Annotated in this window: 13 protein-coding genes; 10 read left to right on the forward strand and 3 right to left on the reverse strand. The window is 40.6% G+C overall.

Translation table 11 applies throughout. The features are described from left to right. Positions 1-112: 112 nt before the first annotated feature. From zwf to AAEZ18_RS13440, 7 genes are all read left to right on the forward strand, one after another. Positions 113-1,588, forward strand: coding sequence for a glucose-6-phosphate dehydrogenase (gene zwf / locus AAEZ18_RS13410; protein WP_352255565.1), 1,476 nt, complete (start codon positions 113-115; stop codon positions 1,586-1,588). Beyond that, a complete protein-coding gene (pgl, locus tag AAEZ18_RS13415) occupies positions 1,588-2,298 on the forward strand; it encodes a 6-phosphogluconolactonase (protein ID WP_350595039.1) in 711 nt (236 codons plus the stop codon). The genes zwf and pgl overlap by 1 nt, the downstream gene beginning before the upstream one ends. 341 nt (positions 2,299-2,639) lie before the next feature. Next, entirely contained in the window at positions 2,640-3,344 is a 705-nt protein-coding gene (locus tag AAEZ18_RS13420) for a SapC family protein (protein WP_011327828.1), read from the forward strand. 122 nt (positions 3,345-3,466) lie between these two features. Continuing rightward, positions 3,467-4,501, forward strand: a complete 1,035-nt coding sequence (locus tag AAEZ18_RS13425; RefSeq protein WP_089368012.1) for an isoaspartyl peptidase/L-asparaginase family protein — start codon at positions 3,467-3,469, stop codon at positions 4,499-4,501. Between the two features lie 127 nt (positions 4,502-4,628). Beyond that, positions 4,629-8,516 (forward strand): ATP-dependent RNA helicase HrpA, encoded by a 3,888-nt coding sequence (hrpA, locus tag AAEZ18_RS13430; protein ID WP_350595041.1) that lies wholly within the window; start codon positions 4,629-4,631, stop codon positions 8,514-8,516. A gap of 76 nt (positions 8,517-8,592) precedes the next feature. Then, the gene (locus tag AAEZ18_RS13435; RefSeq protein ID WP_058373030.1) at positions 8,593-8,973 is read left to right on the forward strand and encodes a response regulator; all 381 of its coding nucleotides are present in this window, start codon (positions 8,593-8,595) and stop codon (positions 8,971-8,973) included. An 8-nt stretch (positions 8,974-8,981) separates the two neighbouring features. Then, positions 8,982-9,278, forward strand: a complete 297-nt coding sequence (locus tag AAEZ18_RS13440) for a PilZ domain-containing protein (RefSeq protein WP_086998101.1) — start codon at positions 8,982-8,984, stop codon at positions 9,276-9,278. 336 nt (positions 9,279-9,614) lie between these two features. On the opposite strand, the gene AAEZ18_RS13445 is transcribed toward AAEZ18_RS13440, so the two are convergent. Then, positions 9,615-10,805, reverse strand: a complete 1,191-nt coding sequence (locus tag AAEZ18_RS13445) for a class I SAM-dependent methyltransferase (RefSeq protein WP_011327833.1) — start codon at positions 10,803-10,805, stop codon at positions 9,615-9,617. A 152-nt stretch (positions 10,806-10,957) separates the two neighbouring features. Here AAEZ18_RS13445 and AAEZ18_RS13450 point away from each other — a divergent pair, with 152 nt between their 5' ends. After that, positions 10,958-11,614: an HD domain-containing protein gene (locus AAEZ18_RS13450; protein WP_502935384.1), complete on the forward strand. Its 657-nt coding sequence runs from the start codon at positions 10,958-10,960 to the stop codon at positions 11,612-11,614. Next, positions 11,601-12,032: a VOC family protein gene (locus tag AAEZ18_RS13455; RefSeq protein WP_086993303.1), complete on the forward strand. Its 432-nt coding sequence runs from the start codon at positions 11,601-11,603 to the stop codon at positions 12,030-12,032. Before AAEZ18_RS13450 ends, AAEZ18_RS13455 begins: the two co-directional genes overlap by 14 nt. A gap of 1 nt (position 12,033) precedes the next feature. On the opposite strand, the gene AAEZ18_RS13460 is transcribed toward AAEZ18_RS13455, so the two are convergent. Then, the gene (locus AAEZ18_RS13460) at positions 12,034-13,029 is read right to left on the reverse strand and encodes a response regulator (RefSeq protein ID WP_011327836.1); all 996 of its coding nucleotides are present in this window, start codon (positions 13,027-13,029) and stop codon (positions 12,034-12,036) included. A gap of 3 nt (positions 13,030-13,032) precedes the next feature. Beyond that, positions 13,033-16,356 carry an MHYT domain-containing protein gene (locus tag AAEZ18_RS13465; RefSeq protein ID WP_350595045.1) on the reverse strand — a complete coding sequence of 1,108 codons (3,324 nt, stop codon included), beginning with the start codon at positions 16,354-16,356 and terminating at the stop codon, positions 13,033-13,035. A 162-nt stretch (positions 16,357-16,518) separates the two neighbouring features. Here AAEZ18_RS13465 and AAEZ18_RS13470 point away from each other — a divergent pair, with 162 nt between their 5' ends. Continuing rightward, on the forward strand, positions 16,519-17,205 hold the full coding sequence (locus tag AAEZ18_RS13470) for a M48 family metallopeptidase (RefSeq protein ID WP_192532808.1): 687 nt from the start codon (positions 16,519-16,521) through the stop codon (positions 17,203-17,205). Positions 17,206-17,340: the final 135 nt, after the last annotated feature.

Genomic DNA, 17,340 nt, shown 5'->3' on the forward strand with positions numbered 1-17,340 from the left:
AGCAGGTTTTTGTGCAAATATATTTATAAAAACCGACATCATTCAAGCAATAAACCGCTATATCTGATTACCTAACGGGTAGTGCCAGGTAGCACAAACGTAGAGAGTAACTATGCTTAATCCTTTTGATATTATAATTTTTGGGGGCGGTGGTGATCTTGCGTTACGCAAATTACTACCTGCAATGTATCGAGCATATCAAGAAGGTAATTTACCTGAAGGCTCACGTATTTTGCCAACGGTACGCGAAGAAACCCAACGTGCTGAGTACATAGAAACAGCACACAAGGCCTTAAAAGAGTTTTTAGCAAAGGATGAGTTTAATGCTAAAGATTGGAAAGCCTTTGCTACTTTTTTAGTACCTGTTGTTAGCAATGTAACAGCCCCTGACGATAACTGGGATGTGCTAAAAGGTATTTTAGATGAGCACGACAGCACTAAATCTCGCGTATTTTACTTATCACTACCACCTGCTGTGTACGGCACTTGCTGTGAAATTTTATCTGTTAAAAACTTAATAACGCCTACTTCACGTGTAGTGGTTGAAAAACCTATTGGTTATTGTGGTGAATCTGCCGAGGCTATTAATGGAAAAATCGCCGAGTATTTTAGCGAAGAGCAAATTTTCCGAATTGATCATTACTTAGGTAAAGAAACCGTTCAAAACTTAATGGCACTGCGTTTTTCAAACTCGTTGTTTGAAAACATGTGGGATGCTAAATCAATCGATAATATTCAAATTAGCATTTCAGAAACTGTGGGCCTTGAAACTCGTGCAGGCTTTTACGACAAAGCCGGTGCGCTGCGTGACATGGTTCAAAACCACTTGTTACAGCTGTTATGTTTAGTAGCAATGGAATCACCCCATAAACTTAATGCCAGTAGTATTCGCAACGAAAAGCTCAAAGTATTAGAGGCGCTGCGTCCACTTATTGGCAGCGACGTAGATAAAAATATTATTCGTGGTCAATATGTACCAGGTGACCTAAACGGTAAAATTGTACCAGGTTACTTAGAAGAGCTTAATGAAGGTTCAAGTAAAACCGAAACCTTTGTAGGTATTCGAGAGCATATTGATAACTGGCGTTGGGCAGGTGTGCCATTTTATTTGCGCACGGGTAAACGTATGGCTAAACGCTGTGCTGAAATTGTAGTGCAATACAAAAAAGTATCACACAATGTGTACGAAGACAGCGTTGGCGAAATAGAGCCAAACCGCTTGGTTATTCGCCTGCAACCAGAGGAAACTATTCAGCTAACCTTGATGTCTAAACGCTTAGATAATCTTGAAATGCAGCTTGAGCCAGTAACGATGAATATTGAGCTTTCACAAGCCTATAGCAATGGTTTTCACTCAGATGCCTACAAGCGCTTAATGCTAGATGCAGCCGCTAATAATCCTTCGTTATTTATCCATCGTGATGAAGTACGCCAAGCATGGAAGTGGATTGATCCAATCATCGACCGCTGGCAAGAAAAAGGCAAACCGGCGCTTTATCGTGCAGGTAGCTGGGGCCCAGAAGATGCTGACGAATTATTAGCAGAGAACAACCATGTATGGTTTAACACCGGTGATAAGGGAGCATAATGGCAACAATAATTGAAAAGTTTTTTGATAGTAAAGAGGCGCTTACAGCAGAGCTGTCGGCAACACTTGAACAATCATTACGTGATGGCATAAGCAATGATGGCCGTGCAGTATTAATGGTATCGGGCGGTTCATCCCCTGCTGCGGCGTATAAGCATTTATCAACCCTTGATTTAAATTGGCAGCATGTTGATGTTGCTATGGTTGACGAGCGTTGGGTAGATGCTAGCCACGAAAAAAGTAACGAAGCATTTATTAACAGCACGTTATTACAAAACTATGGTGCTGCGGCTAACTTTGTCACGATGAAAAATAGCGCCGAGACTGCGCAGCAAGGCACTGCAGTGTGTGAAGCTGCTTATGCTGCGTTAAAACGCCCGTATGATGTGACTATTTTAGGTATGGGCGCAGATGGCCATACTGCGTCATTATTCCCACATGCAGAGGGTTTAGACGTAGGCCTAAGCTCGGATCAACTGGTGTGTGCAATTAATGCCATTAAAAGCGATGTAACTGGCAGTATTACTGAGCGTATGACACTTACGTTAAACGCGATAGCGCAATCTAAAGTGGTTAAGCTACTTATTAGCGGTGATGAAAAACTCGCTGTGTATAAGCAAGCCAAAGCGGGCGGAGATGTAAACGACATGCCACTGCGCGCAGTGCTAAATCACCCAAGTATTAATATTGAGGTTTATTGGGCGCCGTAATTTAAAATGAGTGCGAATGAACAAATAAAAAGGCAGCTATAACTAGCTGCCTTTTTATTTGTGTAATTATTATCCAAAATAACGTGGTTAGTAACGTGATTTTGTTAAAACAGGTTAACATTAAAAACAAGCCTGTATGTTAAATAGCCTTACTGTGTGTGCTTTTTAAGCAGATTTAACCCTTGTTATGTGTACGTTTTTTGGCAAGGTGCAGATTTATTTAAATTTTATTTTATCAAAACGGTTGTCATAAAAGTTTCCCTTCCTTTTTTTGCTCAAAAGCATTAGCCTAAAGGTATTAACAAAGAAACATACAAATTAAAAATAAACGGAGCAGTAACATGGCGGAGCAACAAGTACAGCCTTTACACAACGAAAAACATGCCAACACTAAAATTAAAAACGGCATCAATGTAGAATTTATGAAAACGCAACATTTAGTGCCAGTAGTTGCACATGAATTTGCGCGTATAGCGAATGAATTTCCAATGTCTTTCGTTAAAAATAACGAAACAGGCACTTTTCAAGCAGTTGCTATGTTTGGCCTTGAGCCAGGCGAAAACTTGTTTGTTGAAGGCGATAAGTGGACGGCAGCATTTGCACCAATGGCTACGACGCGCTACCCACTAGGTTTAGTAAAACACCCAGATCAAGATCAATACGGTATTGTTATTGACGAAGCGAGCCCATTAGTTGGCGAAGAAGAAGGTAATGCGTTGTTTGAAAACGGCGAAGAAACTGACTACTTAAAGCGTCGTAAAGAAGCATTAGTATCGTTTATTGAGTTTTCACAGATCACAGATGCTTTTACTAAGTTTTTAGCCGATAAAGAGCTTTTAGTAGCGCAAACGCTAACAGTTGATATTAAAGGCGAGAAAAAAGACATCAACGGTATTTACCTTATCGATGAGAAAAAACTTAATGAATTAAGTGATGCTGACTTTTTAGAGCTACGTAAACGTGGTTATTTAGCACCAATTTATTCTTTTTTAACGTCTACGCATCAAGTAGCACGTTTAGCTCGTTTAAAAGCGCAACAAGCGTAATAATTTAAACCAGCAAAAAAAAGCGCCTTTGGGCGCTTTTTTTATGTGTTTAAACTTACTTTACTTGATAAATAGTTAGCGACCATCCACATTGGTTTCACTGAAGTTTATAAGAGCTCATTATGAAAAAATCACTTTTAATGGCGCTTATCGCCACTAGTTTTATTAGCGTAAGCAATAACGCCTTAAGCGCAGAAGTACCTTTTGCTATTGCCATTCATGGCGGTGCGGGCACGATTGAAAAAAGTAAATTTACGCCAAAAGAAGAGCAAGCTTATCGTGCTAAATTAACCCAAGCGGTAGAGGCCGGTTATAAAGTACTTGAGCAAGGCGGCGAAAGCTTAGATGCCATAACGGCAGCGATTCAAGTGATGGAGCAGTCTACTTATTTTAATGCAGGGCGTGGCGCGGTTTATACTTACGATGGCAGCCATGAGCTCGATGCATCAATTATGGATGGTCGTAATCGTCAGGCGGGCGCAGTTGCAGGTGTTAAGCATGTAGAGAGCCCAATTAATTTAGCACGTTTGGTTATGGATAATTCAGTACACGTCATGCTCAGTGGGCAAGGCGCTGAAGAATTTGCTAAAGAGCAAGGTATTCCCTTAATCGAAAATAACTTATTTGATACCGAGCACCGCTATAAAGCATTATTAAAAGCAAAGCAAAAATTAGATAAAGCCAAAGCAACCAGTAAAGACTATCAAGCGGCGCATAAAGCCTTGCCAAATAACTATAAAATGGGCACGGTTGGTGCGGTAGCACTGGATAAAAATGGCAATTTAGCAGCTGGTACATCAACCGGTGGTATGACCGCCAAACGCTATGGCCGTATTGGTGATGCGCCGGTAATTGGTGCAGGAACGTTTGCGGAAAATGAATCGTGTGCGGTATCGGCTACCGGCCATGGTGAGTATTTTATTCGTTACAATGTAGCCAGCGATATTTGTGCGCGCGTTAAATACCAAGGTAAAACCATAACGCAAGCAGGGGACGAAGTGATTAATGGGGTACTTGCACCAATAGGCGGTACGGGCGGTGTTATTATAGTGGATACTAAAGGTAATATTAGTTTGCCGTTTAATACCTCAGGTATGTACAGAGCCAGTAAATCAAATACCCAAGCCACTTATGTAGGCATTTTTAAAGGCGAATAAGCGCTTTATTTGTTTGGCTGGTGGCTTATATAACAAACTACTAAGCGTTATGCACTTTGTAGGATTAACCCCAGCCATTTAATTTGCTACAATTGCGGCTCTTTTACTAATTTTATAAGGTATGCGGGTGGTAAACCTAGGTCAGTTGTTTGGCGAGCTAAAGACGTGCTTGAAAAAAGATCAATTCATTTTTAAAAAACGCTTACATGGCGTAAAAAAAATAACCGATGAGAATAAGCATGCCAACGCGCTTGAAAAAATAGCGGCCGACATTACCCGTAGCCAAGCACTGCGCGCGCAGCGTTTAGCGGCTCTGCCTAAAGTGACTTACCCAGAGCAATTACCGGTGAGTCAAAAAAAGGATGTGATTAAAAACGCCATTGCTAATAACCAAGTGGTTATTATTGCAGGTGAAACCGGTTCAGGTAAAACCACGCAAATTCCTAAAATGTGTTTAGAGCTAGGGCGTGGGGTTGATGGCTTAATTGGCCACACCCAACCAAGGCGACTAGCAGCACGAACGGTGGCTAATCGTATTGCAGAAGAAATGCAGTGTGAACTTGGCCAACAAGTTGGTTTTAAAATACGCTTTAGTGATCAGGTCTCGAATAATACCTATATTAAACTAATGACCGACGGGATTTTACTTGCCGAAATTCAACAAGATCGATTTTTAAATCAATACGACACCATTATTATTGATGAAGCGCACGAACGTAGCTTAAACATTGATTTTATTTTAGGTTATTTAAAAAACTTACTCCCTAAGCGCCCCGATTTAAAAATAATAATTACCTCAGCAACGATCGATCCAGAGCGTTTTTCAAAGCACTTTGATGATGCGCCAATTATAGAAGTATCAGGGCGAACCTTCCCAGTTGATGTACGTTACAACCCAGTTACTGAGATAAATAAAGAGGATATGGAAGCCGAAGGCGACCAACTGCAAGGTATTTTTGATGCTGTAGATGAACTGTGTGCAGAAGGCCCTGGCGACATTTTAATATTTTTAAATGGTGAGCGTGAAATACGCGATACCGCCGATGCTCTCAGTAAACGTAATTTAAAACACACTGATATATTACCGCTTTATTCGCGACTATCAAACGCCGAGCAAAACCGTATATTTGCACCGCACTCGCGCCGCCATATTATTTTATCGACCAACGTGGCCGAAACATCGTTAACCGTACCGGGGATTCGTTATGTAATTGATCCGGGTACGGCGCGTATTAGCCGTTATAGTTACCGCACCAAGGTACAGCGCCTGCCTATAGAGCCAATATCGCAAGCCAGTGCAAATCAGCGAATGGGACGTTGTGGCCGCGTAGAGGCGGGTATTTGTATTCGTTTATACGCTGAGGATGACTTTTTATCACGCCCAGAGTTTACCGATCCTGAAATACTACGTACTAACTTAGCTTCGGTTATTTTACAAATGCTAGCGCTGGGTTTAGGCGACATGGCGCAGTTTCCGTTTGTGCAAGCCCCAGATAGTCGTAATATTAGTGATGGTTTAACCTTGCTTGAGGAACTCCAAGCAGTACATCCCACTAAACGTAACGACAAAACAGCGCTTACCCAGTCAGGCCGAGAATTAAGCCGTTTACCGGTCGATCCGCGTTTAGCTAAAATGGTGTTAACCGCACATAAGCTCGGTGCGCTACGTGAAGTAATTATTATAGTGGCGGCACTGTCTATTCAAGACCCCCGTGAGCGCCCGCAAGAAAAACGTGCTGCGGCAAACGAAAAACACGGCCGTTTTGATGATCCTGATTCAGACTTTATTGCATTTTTAAACTTGTGGAATTATTTAGAAGAGCAACAAAGCGTACTGACTAATAGCCAGTTTAGAAAACTCTGCCAAAAAGACTTCCTCGCTTATATGCGCCTTCGTGAGTGGCAAGATATTGTTTATCAAATAAGTACCGTATGCAACGAAATGGGTATGAAAGCCACATCGAATGCTGCCGACGGTGAGCAAGTTCACAAAGCATTACTGAGCGGTATGCTTAGCCATATTGGCTTTAAAGATGAAAAACAAATTTATAAAGGCGCGCGTAATAGCCAGTTTCATATTTTTCCGGGGTCGGGGTTATTTAAAAAGAGCCCAAAATGGCTAATGTCGGCAGAGCTGGTAGAAACCAGTAAATTATATGCCCGCACTAACGCCAAAATAGACATTAACTGGGTTGAGCCACTGGCGCAGCATTTGGTTAAGCGCAGTTATACAGAGCCACATTGGGAGAAAAAACCCGGTGCGGTAATCGCCTTTGAGCAACAAACCTTATATGGCCTGCTAATCGTCAATAAGCGCCGCTGCGTGTATAGCAATATTGATCCTAAAGTGAGCCGTGAGCTGTTTATTCGCACCGCATTAGTTGAGCAAGAACTGGGTTTAAACGAAAGCTTTTTAGAGTTTAACCGCGAGCTGATTGAAGATATTCAAGTGCTTGAAAACAAGTCACGCAGGCGCGATATTTTAGTTGATGAGCAAACTTTATTTGAGTTTTACGATAAAAAAATTCCAAAAGAAATTAATAATCGTGCAGCATTTTTAAAATGGTATAAAACGCAAAAACAACAAAATAAACACTATTTGCAAATGAGCCGCGATGACTTAATGCAGCATGGTGCAAGCAGTATTACCGAGTTTGACTACCCAGATACTTGGCAGCAAGATAATTTAATTTTACCTTTAGCGTATCATTTCGATCCCGGTCAAGCGGTTGATGGTGTGGCGGTACAAATACCGGTTGCGCTATTAAACCAAGTGCAAGAAAGCGGCTTTGACTGGCATATACCTGCGTTTCGACATGAGTTAATAAGTGGTTTAATTAAATCATTGCCTAAGTCACTGCGCCGTAATTTTGTACCTGCGCCTAACTATGCCGATGCTGTTTTGGCGGCTATTGAGCCATTGCAGGGGAGTTTAATTGACGCACTTAGTAATCGACTATTAAAAATGACAGGGGTGCGAGTTGACCCTGATGCCTGGGATTTAAGTGCCTTGGCAGCGCATTTACGTTTGCAGTTTGAAGTACGTGGCGATAACGATAAGTTACTCGCGCGTGGCCTAGATTTAGCCAAACTTAAAGCGCAGCTACAAGGCGAAGTAACGCAAACATTATCCAAAGTAGCCGATAAAGGCATAGAAAAAGCAGACTTAACGCAGTGGGATTTTGGCGAGCTACCTAACTCATATGTAAAAAAACAAGGGCAATACGAAATTAAAGCGTATCCGGCGCTGGTGGATAAAAAATCAACTGCTGCTATTGAGCTTTTCGATAACGAAGTAAAAGCACAGGTTGCCCATCAACAAGGGCTGCGCCGATTAGTATTATTAAATGTGCCTTCACCAATAAAGTATTTGCAGCAAAACTTACCAAATAAGGCTAAGCTTGGATTGTATTTTAATCCTTTTGGTAAAATAGCCGATTTAATTGATGACTGCATTGCCGCCGGTGTTGATAGCTTATTATTAAAGTACGGTGACATTCGCACCAGCGACGCGTTTGAAAATGTAAAAGAGCATATACGTGGTGAGCTTGGTGACGCTGTAGTTGAAATTGCCACGCAAGTAGAGCAAGTGTTAAGTATAGCCCATGCCTTACATAAAAAAATGAAAGGACGGGTAGATTTAACCATGATCACTGCGCATGGAGATATTAAATCGCAATTAGAGTCTCTTGTTTTTAAAGGCTTTGTAAGCCAACATGGGGCAACTAAGCTAAGTGACTTAATCCGTTATTTAAAAGCGATTCAAAAACGTTTAGAAAAGTTACCCATAGATCCAAATCGCGATAGATTATGTGTACTTGAGCTTGATAAAGTGGCTCAAGAGTATAAAAAGCAAGCAAACAAAACCCCTAAAGGGATGCCAATTCCAAAAGAGGTAGAAGCTATCTTTTGGATGCAGCAAGAGCTGAGAGTGTCTTTATTTGCACAGACCTTGGGTACTCCGTATCCAATTTCGGCGAAACGTGTGTTAAATGCAATAAAAGAAATAGAGTAAAAGGTGTATCTACTATTAAGCTTAAGTACTTAATAGTAGAACTTATTTTTTGTTTTGAGAAGGAAACGACATAGCCATGTCCTCATCAATAGAACATAAAGTACAACAACTACTAGTGGTAGATGACGAGTATTTTAATTATGAAATACTCAAAGCAGCACTTAGCGCAAAGTTTGATGTTAATTATGCCGATTCTGGAACAAGCTGTTTAGCCTCTGCTATTGCTAATCCGCCCGATATTATTTTACTTGATGTATGTATGCCAGGGCTGGATGGTTACGATACGTGTAGAATGCTTAAACATACACCTGAGACAAAAAACATCCCTATTGTTATGGTGTCAGGGCTGGAGTCACCGCTTGAAAAGCAAGCTGGGTTTGACGCGGGCTGTGATGCTTATGTGGTTAAGCCGTTTTCTGTACCACTGTTGTTAGAGCAAATTAATAAAATAGTATAGGAAAAATTATGTTTACAGATGATAAGCGAAATTTTCGACGTATGCAGATCAATACACCAGCAAAGCTAACCACAATAGAGCCGATTGCTGGCTTAAATTATAATGCAGAATGTGTAGATTTGAGTGCAACTGGGTTGTCGTTGCATTTAGATGAGTTACTTGAGCCAAACACTATTTTATTGGTACATATAGACTCAACTCATCCGAGTATTGCGCCTTTAGACGCAACGGCTAAGGTGATACGCGCCAGCAAAGAAGATGACGGTACAATAACTGCCGGACTTGAAATAATACAGTTTAATTAGCTTAGGTAGCGTGGTTATTGCCCATATAAATAGGCAATAACTACGTATAAATACTAGGGTCTGTTGACCTTTGCGGATTGAAATTTGTTCAAACTAGGGGCGATTTAATCACGGCGCGAGGTTTGTAACCTAGTGGGCTAAGTAAAAACCGAGCAACAAAGAGTCAATCGCCCCTAGGCAGAACCCTTCGGGCAGTGCCTGTTTGGCATTGATGCTACGTTATCGCCTATTTATGGGGAATAACCACACCACATAGGCTCTGCCTTGCCTAAATACCAAACACACTGCTGCAAATTCAACCTTGAAAGATCAACAGACCCTAATCAAGCCTAGGCGTTAGTAAACCTTACAAATTAAGCCTTTTAAGTAAAAACCTTCAGGGTAACTACCCGCAATAGGGTGATCGGCGGCTTGGTTTAAACGCTCCATAATAAGTAAGTCTTTACCAGCATCAAGGGCTGCATCAGCCACCACTTTTTGAAACAAGTTTTGCTCCATTAAGCCCGAACACGAGAAGGTTAATAAGGTGCCACCTGGTTTTAATATTTGCATAGCAATCATGTTTATATCTTTATAGCCACGACACGCACCAGTAAGTTGTGCTTTGTTGTCGGCAAACTTTGGCGGATCCATTACTATAGTGTCAAACAAAACACCGTCTTCGCGGTATTGACGCAGTAACTTAAATACATCTTGTTTGACAAAATCAACCTTATCTAAATCAAGATTGTTATGCTCAACATTGCGCTTAGCTGTATCGAGGGCTGGCTGCGATACATCCACATTAGTTACGTGTTTACAGCCGCCACGTAAGGCATACAACGAAAATGTACCCGTGTAGCTAAAGCAGTTTAATACGGTTTTGTCTTTAGAAAAGCGTTCAAGTGCAGCGCGGCTATCGCGTTGATCTAAATAAAAGCCGGTTTTATGGCCATCAATAATATCAACTTCAATTTTAAAGCCATTTTCTGCAATGAGTACTGGGGCAGTTGGTTCATTGCCCCATAATGCCCCTTTAATTGGCTCAAGGCCTTCTTTGGTACGTACTTCTACGTCTGAGCGCTCGTAAATGCTCATACCAGGGAATATAGCCATTAACGCGCCAACAATTTCACCTTTATGACGCTCAGCACCCGCGCTAAGTAATTGACACACTAATACGTTGTCAAACTTATCTATGGTAACGCCGGGTAAAAAATCTGATTCTGCGGCGCAGAGTCTAAAACCAGTTAAACCACCTTCTTCAATTACTTGGCTACGGGCTTCTAGTGCACGACGTAGGCGGCGTTCAAAAAAGTGTTGATCAATAACTTCTTTTTCGTCAAAGCTCCAAACACGGGCACGAATTTGTGAATGTGGGCTATAAGCTGCTGTTGCTAAAAATTTACCTTCACTGTCGTGAATAGTAACTGTGTCACCTAGGCCTGGTTTACCTTTAATTTTTTTGATGGCTTTGGAAAATAACCAAGGGTGTTTTCTTTTTAATGATTTATCGCGGCCAGCTTGCAGGTAAACGGCAGATGTCATAAAGCTTCTCAGTAGTAATAAATAAGCGCTGTATTTTAGTCAAGGCAAGGGCAACATACAATGAATGTTTTGCATGGAGCCCATAAATCGCGGTAAAGTATGGCTAATTCAATATGTTAATTAGGTATTTGGAACACGTTGTGACAGACATAATGTTAAGCCCTGAGCTGCAGCTCAATTTACAGTGCAGAGCCTTTATTACCACACTAATTCATGCCGATGTGGCGCATGATATAACCCATATTGAACGCGTAGTTCGGGTTGCTATTAAATTGTGCGATGCAGAGCAAGCTAATATGAAGGTAGTGCTCCCGGCTGCATGGTTACACGACTGTGTAGCCGTGGCTAAAAACCACCCAGATAGGGCTAAAGCCTCTACTATGGCCGCCGATAAAGCGATTGCTTTTTTAGCTTCTATTAATTACGACGCGCAATTATTTACTCAAATTCATCATGCAATAGCGGCGCATAGCTTTAGCGCCAATATTAAAGTGAACTCAGTAGAAGCACAAATAGTGCAAGACGCAGACAGAATGGACGCACTAGGCGCGATTGGTATAAGCCGCTGCATGAAAGTAGGTGGCTCAATAAGTCGATTACTATATAACCCGGATGACCCATTTTGCCTACAACGCGAAGCAGATGATAAAAAATACACGCTTGATCATTTTTTTATTAAGTTATTACACATAGCTCAAAGCATGAATACTCCCTCGGCTAAGGCCGAAGCACTAAGACGTACTGAGTATATGCATGACTTTTTAGAGCAACTAAAGTCTGAAATAGGAGAGCAGCGTGAGTATACCTAAGCTAGCTGGGATTGATCATTGTCATTTAAATGTGGATGATTTAGCGCAAGCGGTTAAATGGTATGAGCGTGTTTTAGGTTTTAGTGTGGTTGAAGCGCTCGCCTTTTGGAATGAAGATGGCAAAGGGCCATTAACCCTTGAAGATGCAAATGCTACCACGCGTTTAGCGTTATTTACTGCACAGGGACGTAGTAAAGGCATTGCTTTTTTAGCCACTGGGGAGCAATTTATTGCATGGCTTGAGCATTTTGAACACCTAAATATTAAAACAGTATTAGCTGATCACGGCGTTACGTTTTCAATTTATTTTAAAGATAACAGCGGAAATAGCCATGAAATTACCTCTCATGACTATACGCAGATTAAAACTGTGTATCCGCAGGTATTATTAGGCTCGCATACAGCCAAAAAGAGCTAAATTAAAATCGCTCCTGATGAGCATTTTTTATGGCAATAATATCGTCAATTTTGCCAATAAATAGCTCAACCAATTGCGGATCAAAGTGTTTACCGGCTTGTTGTTGCATATGTTCTAGAGTTTGCTCTATGCTCCAAGGCTCTTTATAGGGGCGTTTTGAGGTAAGTGCATCAAATACATCGGCAATGGCAACAATACGGCCTTCCAGCGATATGGCTTCTCCTTTTAGGCCATTGGGGTAGCCAGTACCATCCCACTTTTCATGATGTTCAATTGCCAGCACATGCGCCAGTTGTAATAGTGGCGATGATGAATTTGCTAAAATTTGTGCACCAATTAAAGCGTGCTCTTTCATGTGGGTAAACTCATCGGCAGTTAACTTTCCGGGTTTTAGCAAAATGGCATCCGGAATACCTATTTTACCTACATCGTGCATAGGGGCTGCTTGGCGTAATAATTCGGCGTGTTGCTCATCCATACCCAGCGCCAATGCAAGTACTTTGCTGTATTGACTCATACGTATAATATGCTCACCGGTATCGGTGTCTTTATATTCTGCAGCACGACCTAAACGCTGTACTAAATCGACATGAGCTTGTTTTAGCTGCTCAGCTTGCACTAACGACAGGTGAGTTTTAACACGTGCCCGTACAATAGCAGGGCTAATGGGTTTGGTTATATAGTCTACAGCGCCTAGTTCAAAACCTTTAAATTCATCACTTTCATCACTTAGTGCAGTAACAAAAATAATAGGGATATGCGATGTTGCAGGGTTAGCTTTAACAATTTGGCATACTTCAAAGCCATTCATATCAGGCATCATAATATCGAGTAAAATTAGCTTTGGTAGTTCTTTTTCAAGTAATGCTATAGCGGCAGCGCCCGATTTAGCAAACGACATTCTATATTGATTACCAAGCACCTCGCGCATTACTTTTAAGTTTGCAGGCTCGTCGTCAACAATTAATATGCGGGGCTTATCTAGAATAAAATCCATTAATTAATTCTCCTTTAGGGTTAACTTTTTAAGTAAATTTGCTAATTTAACTTGCGCGTTATCAAAGTCGAATTCATCAAAGGCACTGGCTATTTCATCTATATCTACTTGTACTGATGCTATACATTTACGTTGTAACTGATCGAGAAGATCATCATTAAGTTCGGCATTTTGTGCATCAGCATAGAGTTCTTGGCAAATTTCTATTAGCTCAGCTGTTGATAACGGCTCAGCATTGTCGATAAGTTTGGCGGGCTCTTTACATATAGTGCTTGCTAATAATTGGCCGATAAGCGCCAATTCAGTTTTTATATCTGCCAAAACGCTGGTTAGCGCAGCTTCATCGTCAGCGTTCTCTAAACGCGTTAACAGTGTCATTAAGGTTAATAACCCTAAATTACCAGCCACGCCTTTTAAAGTGTGAATAAGCGTATAAACACTTTTAATATCGCTTAGTTGCAGCTTAAATAAGCTTATAAATTGCTTTTCGTTGGTATTAACAAATTTAGTAATTTCGGTAAGCTGTTTACATTTAGAGCCCCACAAAGCTAACCCTTTTTCAAAATCTATGTGCTTGGCATCGGGGTCGGTTTGCGCAATTAATGTTTCTTTTGCTAAGCCAAGTCCAAGCACCAGTGCTATTTCTTGATTCAGTTGGTTGATATCAACCGGCTTATTAGCAAACCCATTCATGCCTGCATTTTTAGCGGTTAGTTTATCTTGCTGTAACACGCTGGCTGTTAAGGCAATAATAGGCGTAAATTTTATTTGTTTTAGTTGCTCCAATGCACGAATTTTAATGGTGGCCTCAATACCGTCACATTCAGGCATGTGAATGTCCATTAAAATGACATCAAAGTCTTGTTGATTAAACGCCTCAATGGCTTCTAAACCATTACTTGCAGTGGTTACTGTGTGTTGATCTCGCGAAAGTAATATAGAAAGTAGCTCTGTATTTTGTTCTATATCATCAACCACTAATATTCTAAGCGGAGGTAGTTCGGTATGTAGGCCTTCAAAATAATCTATTTTATTTTCATCACCAACAGTAAAAGGTAATGAGAAGTAAAAGCAGCTGCCTTTATCAACTTCACTCACTAAATCAATTGAGCCATGCATAAGCTCTACTAATTGTTTACTTATTGTTGTGCCTAAACCTGTGCCACCAAATCGACGTGTGGTCGTGCCATCGGCTTGCACAAAAGGCTGAAAAACCGCTTTAATACGATCTTTAGCAATACCAATGCCTGTATCTTGTACTTCAAAAAATAGGTGATTATTTTGTGTGGTACTTACGGTAACAGTAACAGCGCCTTGCTCAGTAAATTTAATAGCGTTACCAATAAGGTTTGTAAGTATTTGCCTAAGGCGGTCGGGATCACCGTAGTATGCGGTGCTAACTGATTTATTAATATTAAGCGTTAAATTAAGGTTTTTCTTTTTAGCTTCTAACCAAAAAGTTGAAATAATACTGTCGATAACGGGCTTTAAATTAAAATGCACAGGCTCAATGGTTAGCTTTCCTCGTTCTAACTTTGCAGAGTCGAGAATCTCATTAAGCAGCCGCAGCAAAGAGCGTGCTGCGCTATTAACCGTAACAAGGTGCTTTTGCTGCTCTTTACTTAGCGGTGTATCCATTAGCAGATCGCTAAAGCCAATAATTGCATTCATAGGGGTGCGTATTTCATGGCTCATATTTGCCATAAAAGATTGCTTAGCATTGGCAGCTTCTTCTGCTTGCAGTTTAGCGTGCTCTAATTTTGCTTCATACTCTTTGCGCTCAGTAATATCAACAAGTACACCATCAATCCACTGTGCTACATCGGTATTATTAAAGTCAAAACTGCCTTTCTCTAATACCCATACCGTTGCGCCGTTGCGATGGCGAATTCTATATTCAACAGAATATTGACGCTTTTCGGTAACGGCATTAGTGAGCGTGGTAATAATCATTTGTTGATCAGACTTTAAAATCAGGTCTGTAAACTCAATGTGTTGCTCAATAAATTCATCTGGTGTATAGCCAGTTAAATCCAATATACTTGGGCTAACAAATAGCATGGTGTAGTTAGTATCAAATTTACATCTAAAGGCAACGCCTGGCATATTTTGCATTAATGAGCGATATTTTTGCTCATTTTCAACAACCGTTTTTTGTAGCGCTCGTTGCTGCGTTAAGTCAGTAATAAAGCCAACATACAAAGGCGGTTGCCCAGTTTGCGTCACTTGTCCAATACCAAGGCGCACAGGGATCAAATGGTTATCTTTATGTTTAGCAAAAGTATCGCGGTTTATGCCTATAATAGCGCTTAGATCAAGAGTCATATCACCAGATGATGACGCATTGTTTAAGGCGTTATTATCATTTAAAAGAATCTGTACACTTTTACCTTGTAACTCATGTTCTCGCCAACCTAAAATCTTACTCGCAGCATCATTAAAGCTTAAAATAATACCTTGATGATCAATAGTCACAATGCCATCTATTGCTGTTTCTAATATGGCGTTTAACCGCGACTCGTCGGCTGACTTCTCTTCAAGTAGCAGTTTATAGCGTACCATGCCATTAATTACAGCAACCACGCTGGTTATTGCAACAGTTGCAGTGGCAACCGCAATTGCAACAAATGTAAGCCCAGCAGACGCATTTTCGTCTGCGTAAATAAGAGGAGAAGTTGCTACAAAACGGGTTGCTGCCATACCCATATAATGCATACCAGTAACAGCAAAGCCTAATATAACGGCGCTGGTTGAACGAATTTGTAACTGTGATAACCGAGGGAAAATTCTTTCAAGGTTAAAGTGGCTATATAAAGCTATAAAGGATAGGGCAACGGCCACTAAAATAGACAACCCAAACATAACTGGGTCATACCGTAGCATAGGCGCAAGCTCCATCGCTGCCATACCACTGTAATGCATAGTGCCAATACCTGAGCCTAATAATACCGAGCAAACAGCTAATACTTTAAAGTTACCATTACTTTTTACCAGTATAGATACAGCGTATTGGCACGCTAAAAATGCCGGTATAAAAGAGAGTAAGGTAATAGTTGGGTTATATTTAATGTTAGTACACAAAGAAAAAGCCAACATACCAATAAAATGCATGCTCCAAATACCCGCAGAAAAAACAGCTGCAGCGGTTACAGTAGCTAAACGTTGATAGCTTGGGAAAGTAGTTTTTTTAGCTAAATCAATGAGTTTTGTAGTAAAAAAAGCGGCAAATATCACTATTAAAACTGAAAGAGAAACCAAGAGAGGATCGTAAACCCCGTTTATAATTAAACTAGGATCTTGGTCAGTAATAAAGAAAGCTGATAACATGGCGGCTCTAAATAGGCATTTTAATCGTGTAGTTTAATAGAATTAATTAATTAATAAACCGTTAATTTTATGATTGCTTATTAAGCTATAAATAAACAACACGGCATTAACTAACCATTAGACGAAAAGTAGCCCCTAGCTAGTATAGTGTGAGAGATTAATTTGTTTGCCTACCAACTAAAAAAAAGTACCCGACGAAAGACCGTTGCTATTAAAGTGCATAATCAAAATGTGACGGTATATGCCCCCCATCACGTACAAAAAAAAGTGCTCGATAACTGGTTATTAGAAAAAAAATCATGGGTTGAGGCGCAGCTGCAAAAACAGCTTACTTTGGTTGATACAAAACAGTATCCACTTAAGGACAAAAAGATCTGGGTTTTTTCAGAAGCAATTAATTTAACGTTTCAGCAAGGCAATACCTCTACAGTGGAGCGCCAACAAGATGACCTGCTTATTACCGTTTCTGCTCGTGTTAAGCATCAGCAGCAAAAGTACCAATTACTTTTAGAGGCGTATTTAAAAGAGCAGTTAACCGCATACATTGAAATGCGACTTAATGACTTTTGCACGCTGATGCAAGAAGCGCTGCCTAACGATTTAAATATTGCAGTTTATAAACGCAAATGGGGAAGTTGTAATAGTAAAAGGGCGTTAACATTTAACTTATTATTGATTGGTGCACCGCATAGCATTATTGATTATGTAATAGTGCATGAGCTGGCGCATTTACGACATTTAAATCATAGCAAAGCATTTTGGCAGCGCGTAGCACAATTTTGTCCCGACTATAAAGCAAGTACGTTATGGCTAAAACAATATGGTATGAGTTTACAATGGGTATTTTAATGTTTAACTAAGAAAAAACACGGAGATTACTAACAAGGAATGTAGTAACTATATAAGTAGAAAAGTGGTGGAGGGAGCTGGATTCGAACCAGCGAAGGCTGAGCCGTCAGATTTACAGTCTGATCCCTTTGGCCG

It is taken from the genome of Pseudoalteromonas sp. 19-MNA-CIBAN-0066, assembly GCF_040308705.1.
Classification (GTDB): domain Bacteria; phylum Pseudomonadota; class Gammaproteobacteria; order Enterobacterales; family Alteromonadaceae; genus Pseudoalteromonas; species Pseudoalteromonas nigrifaciens.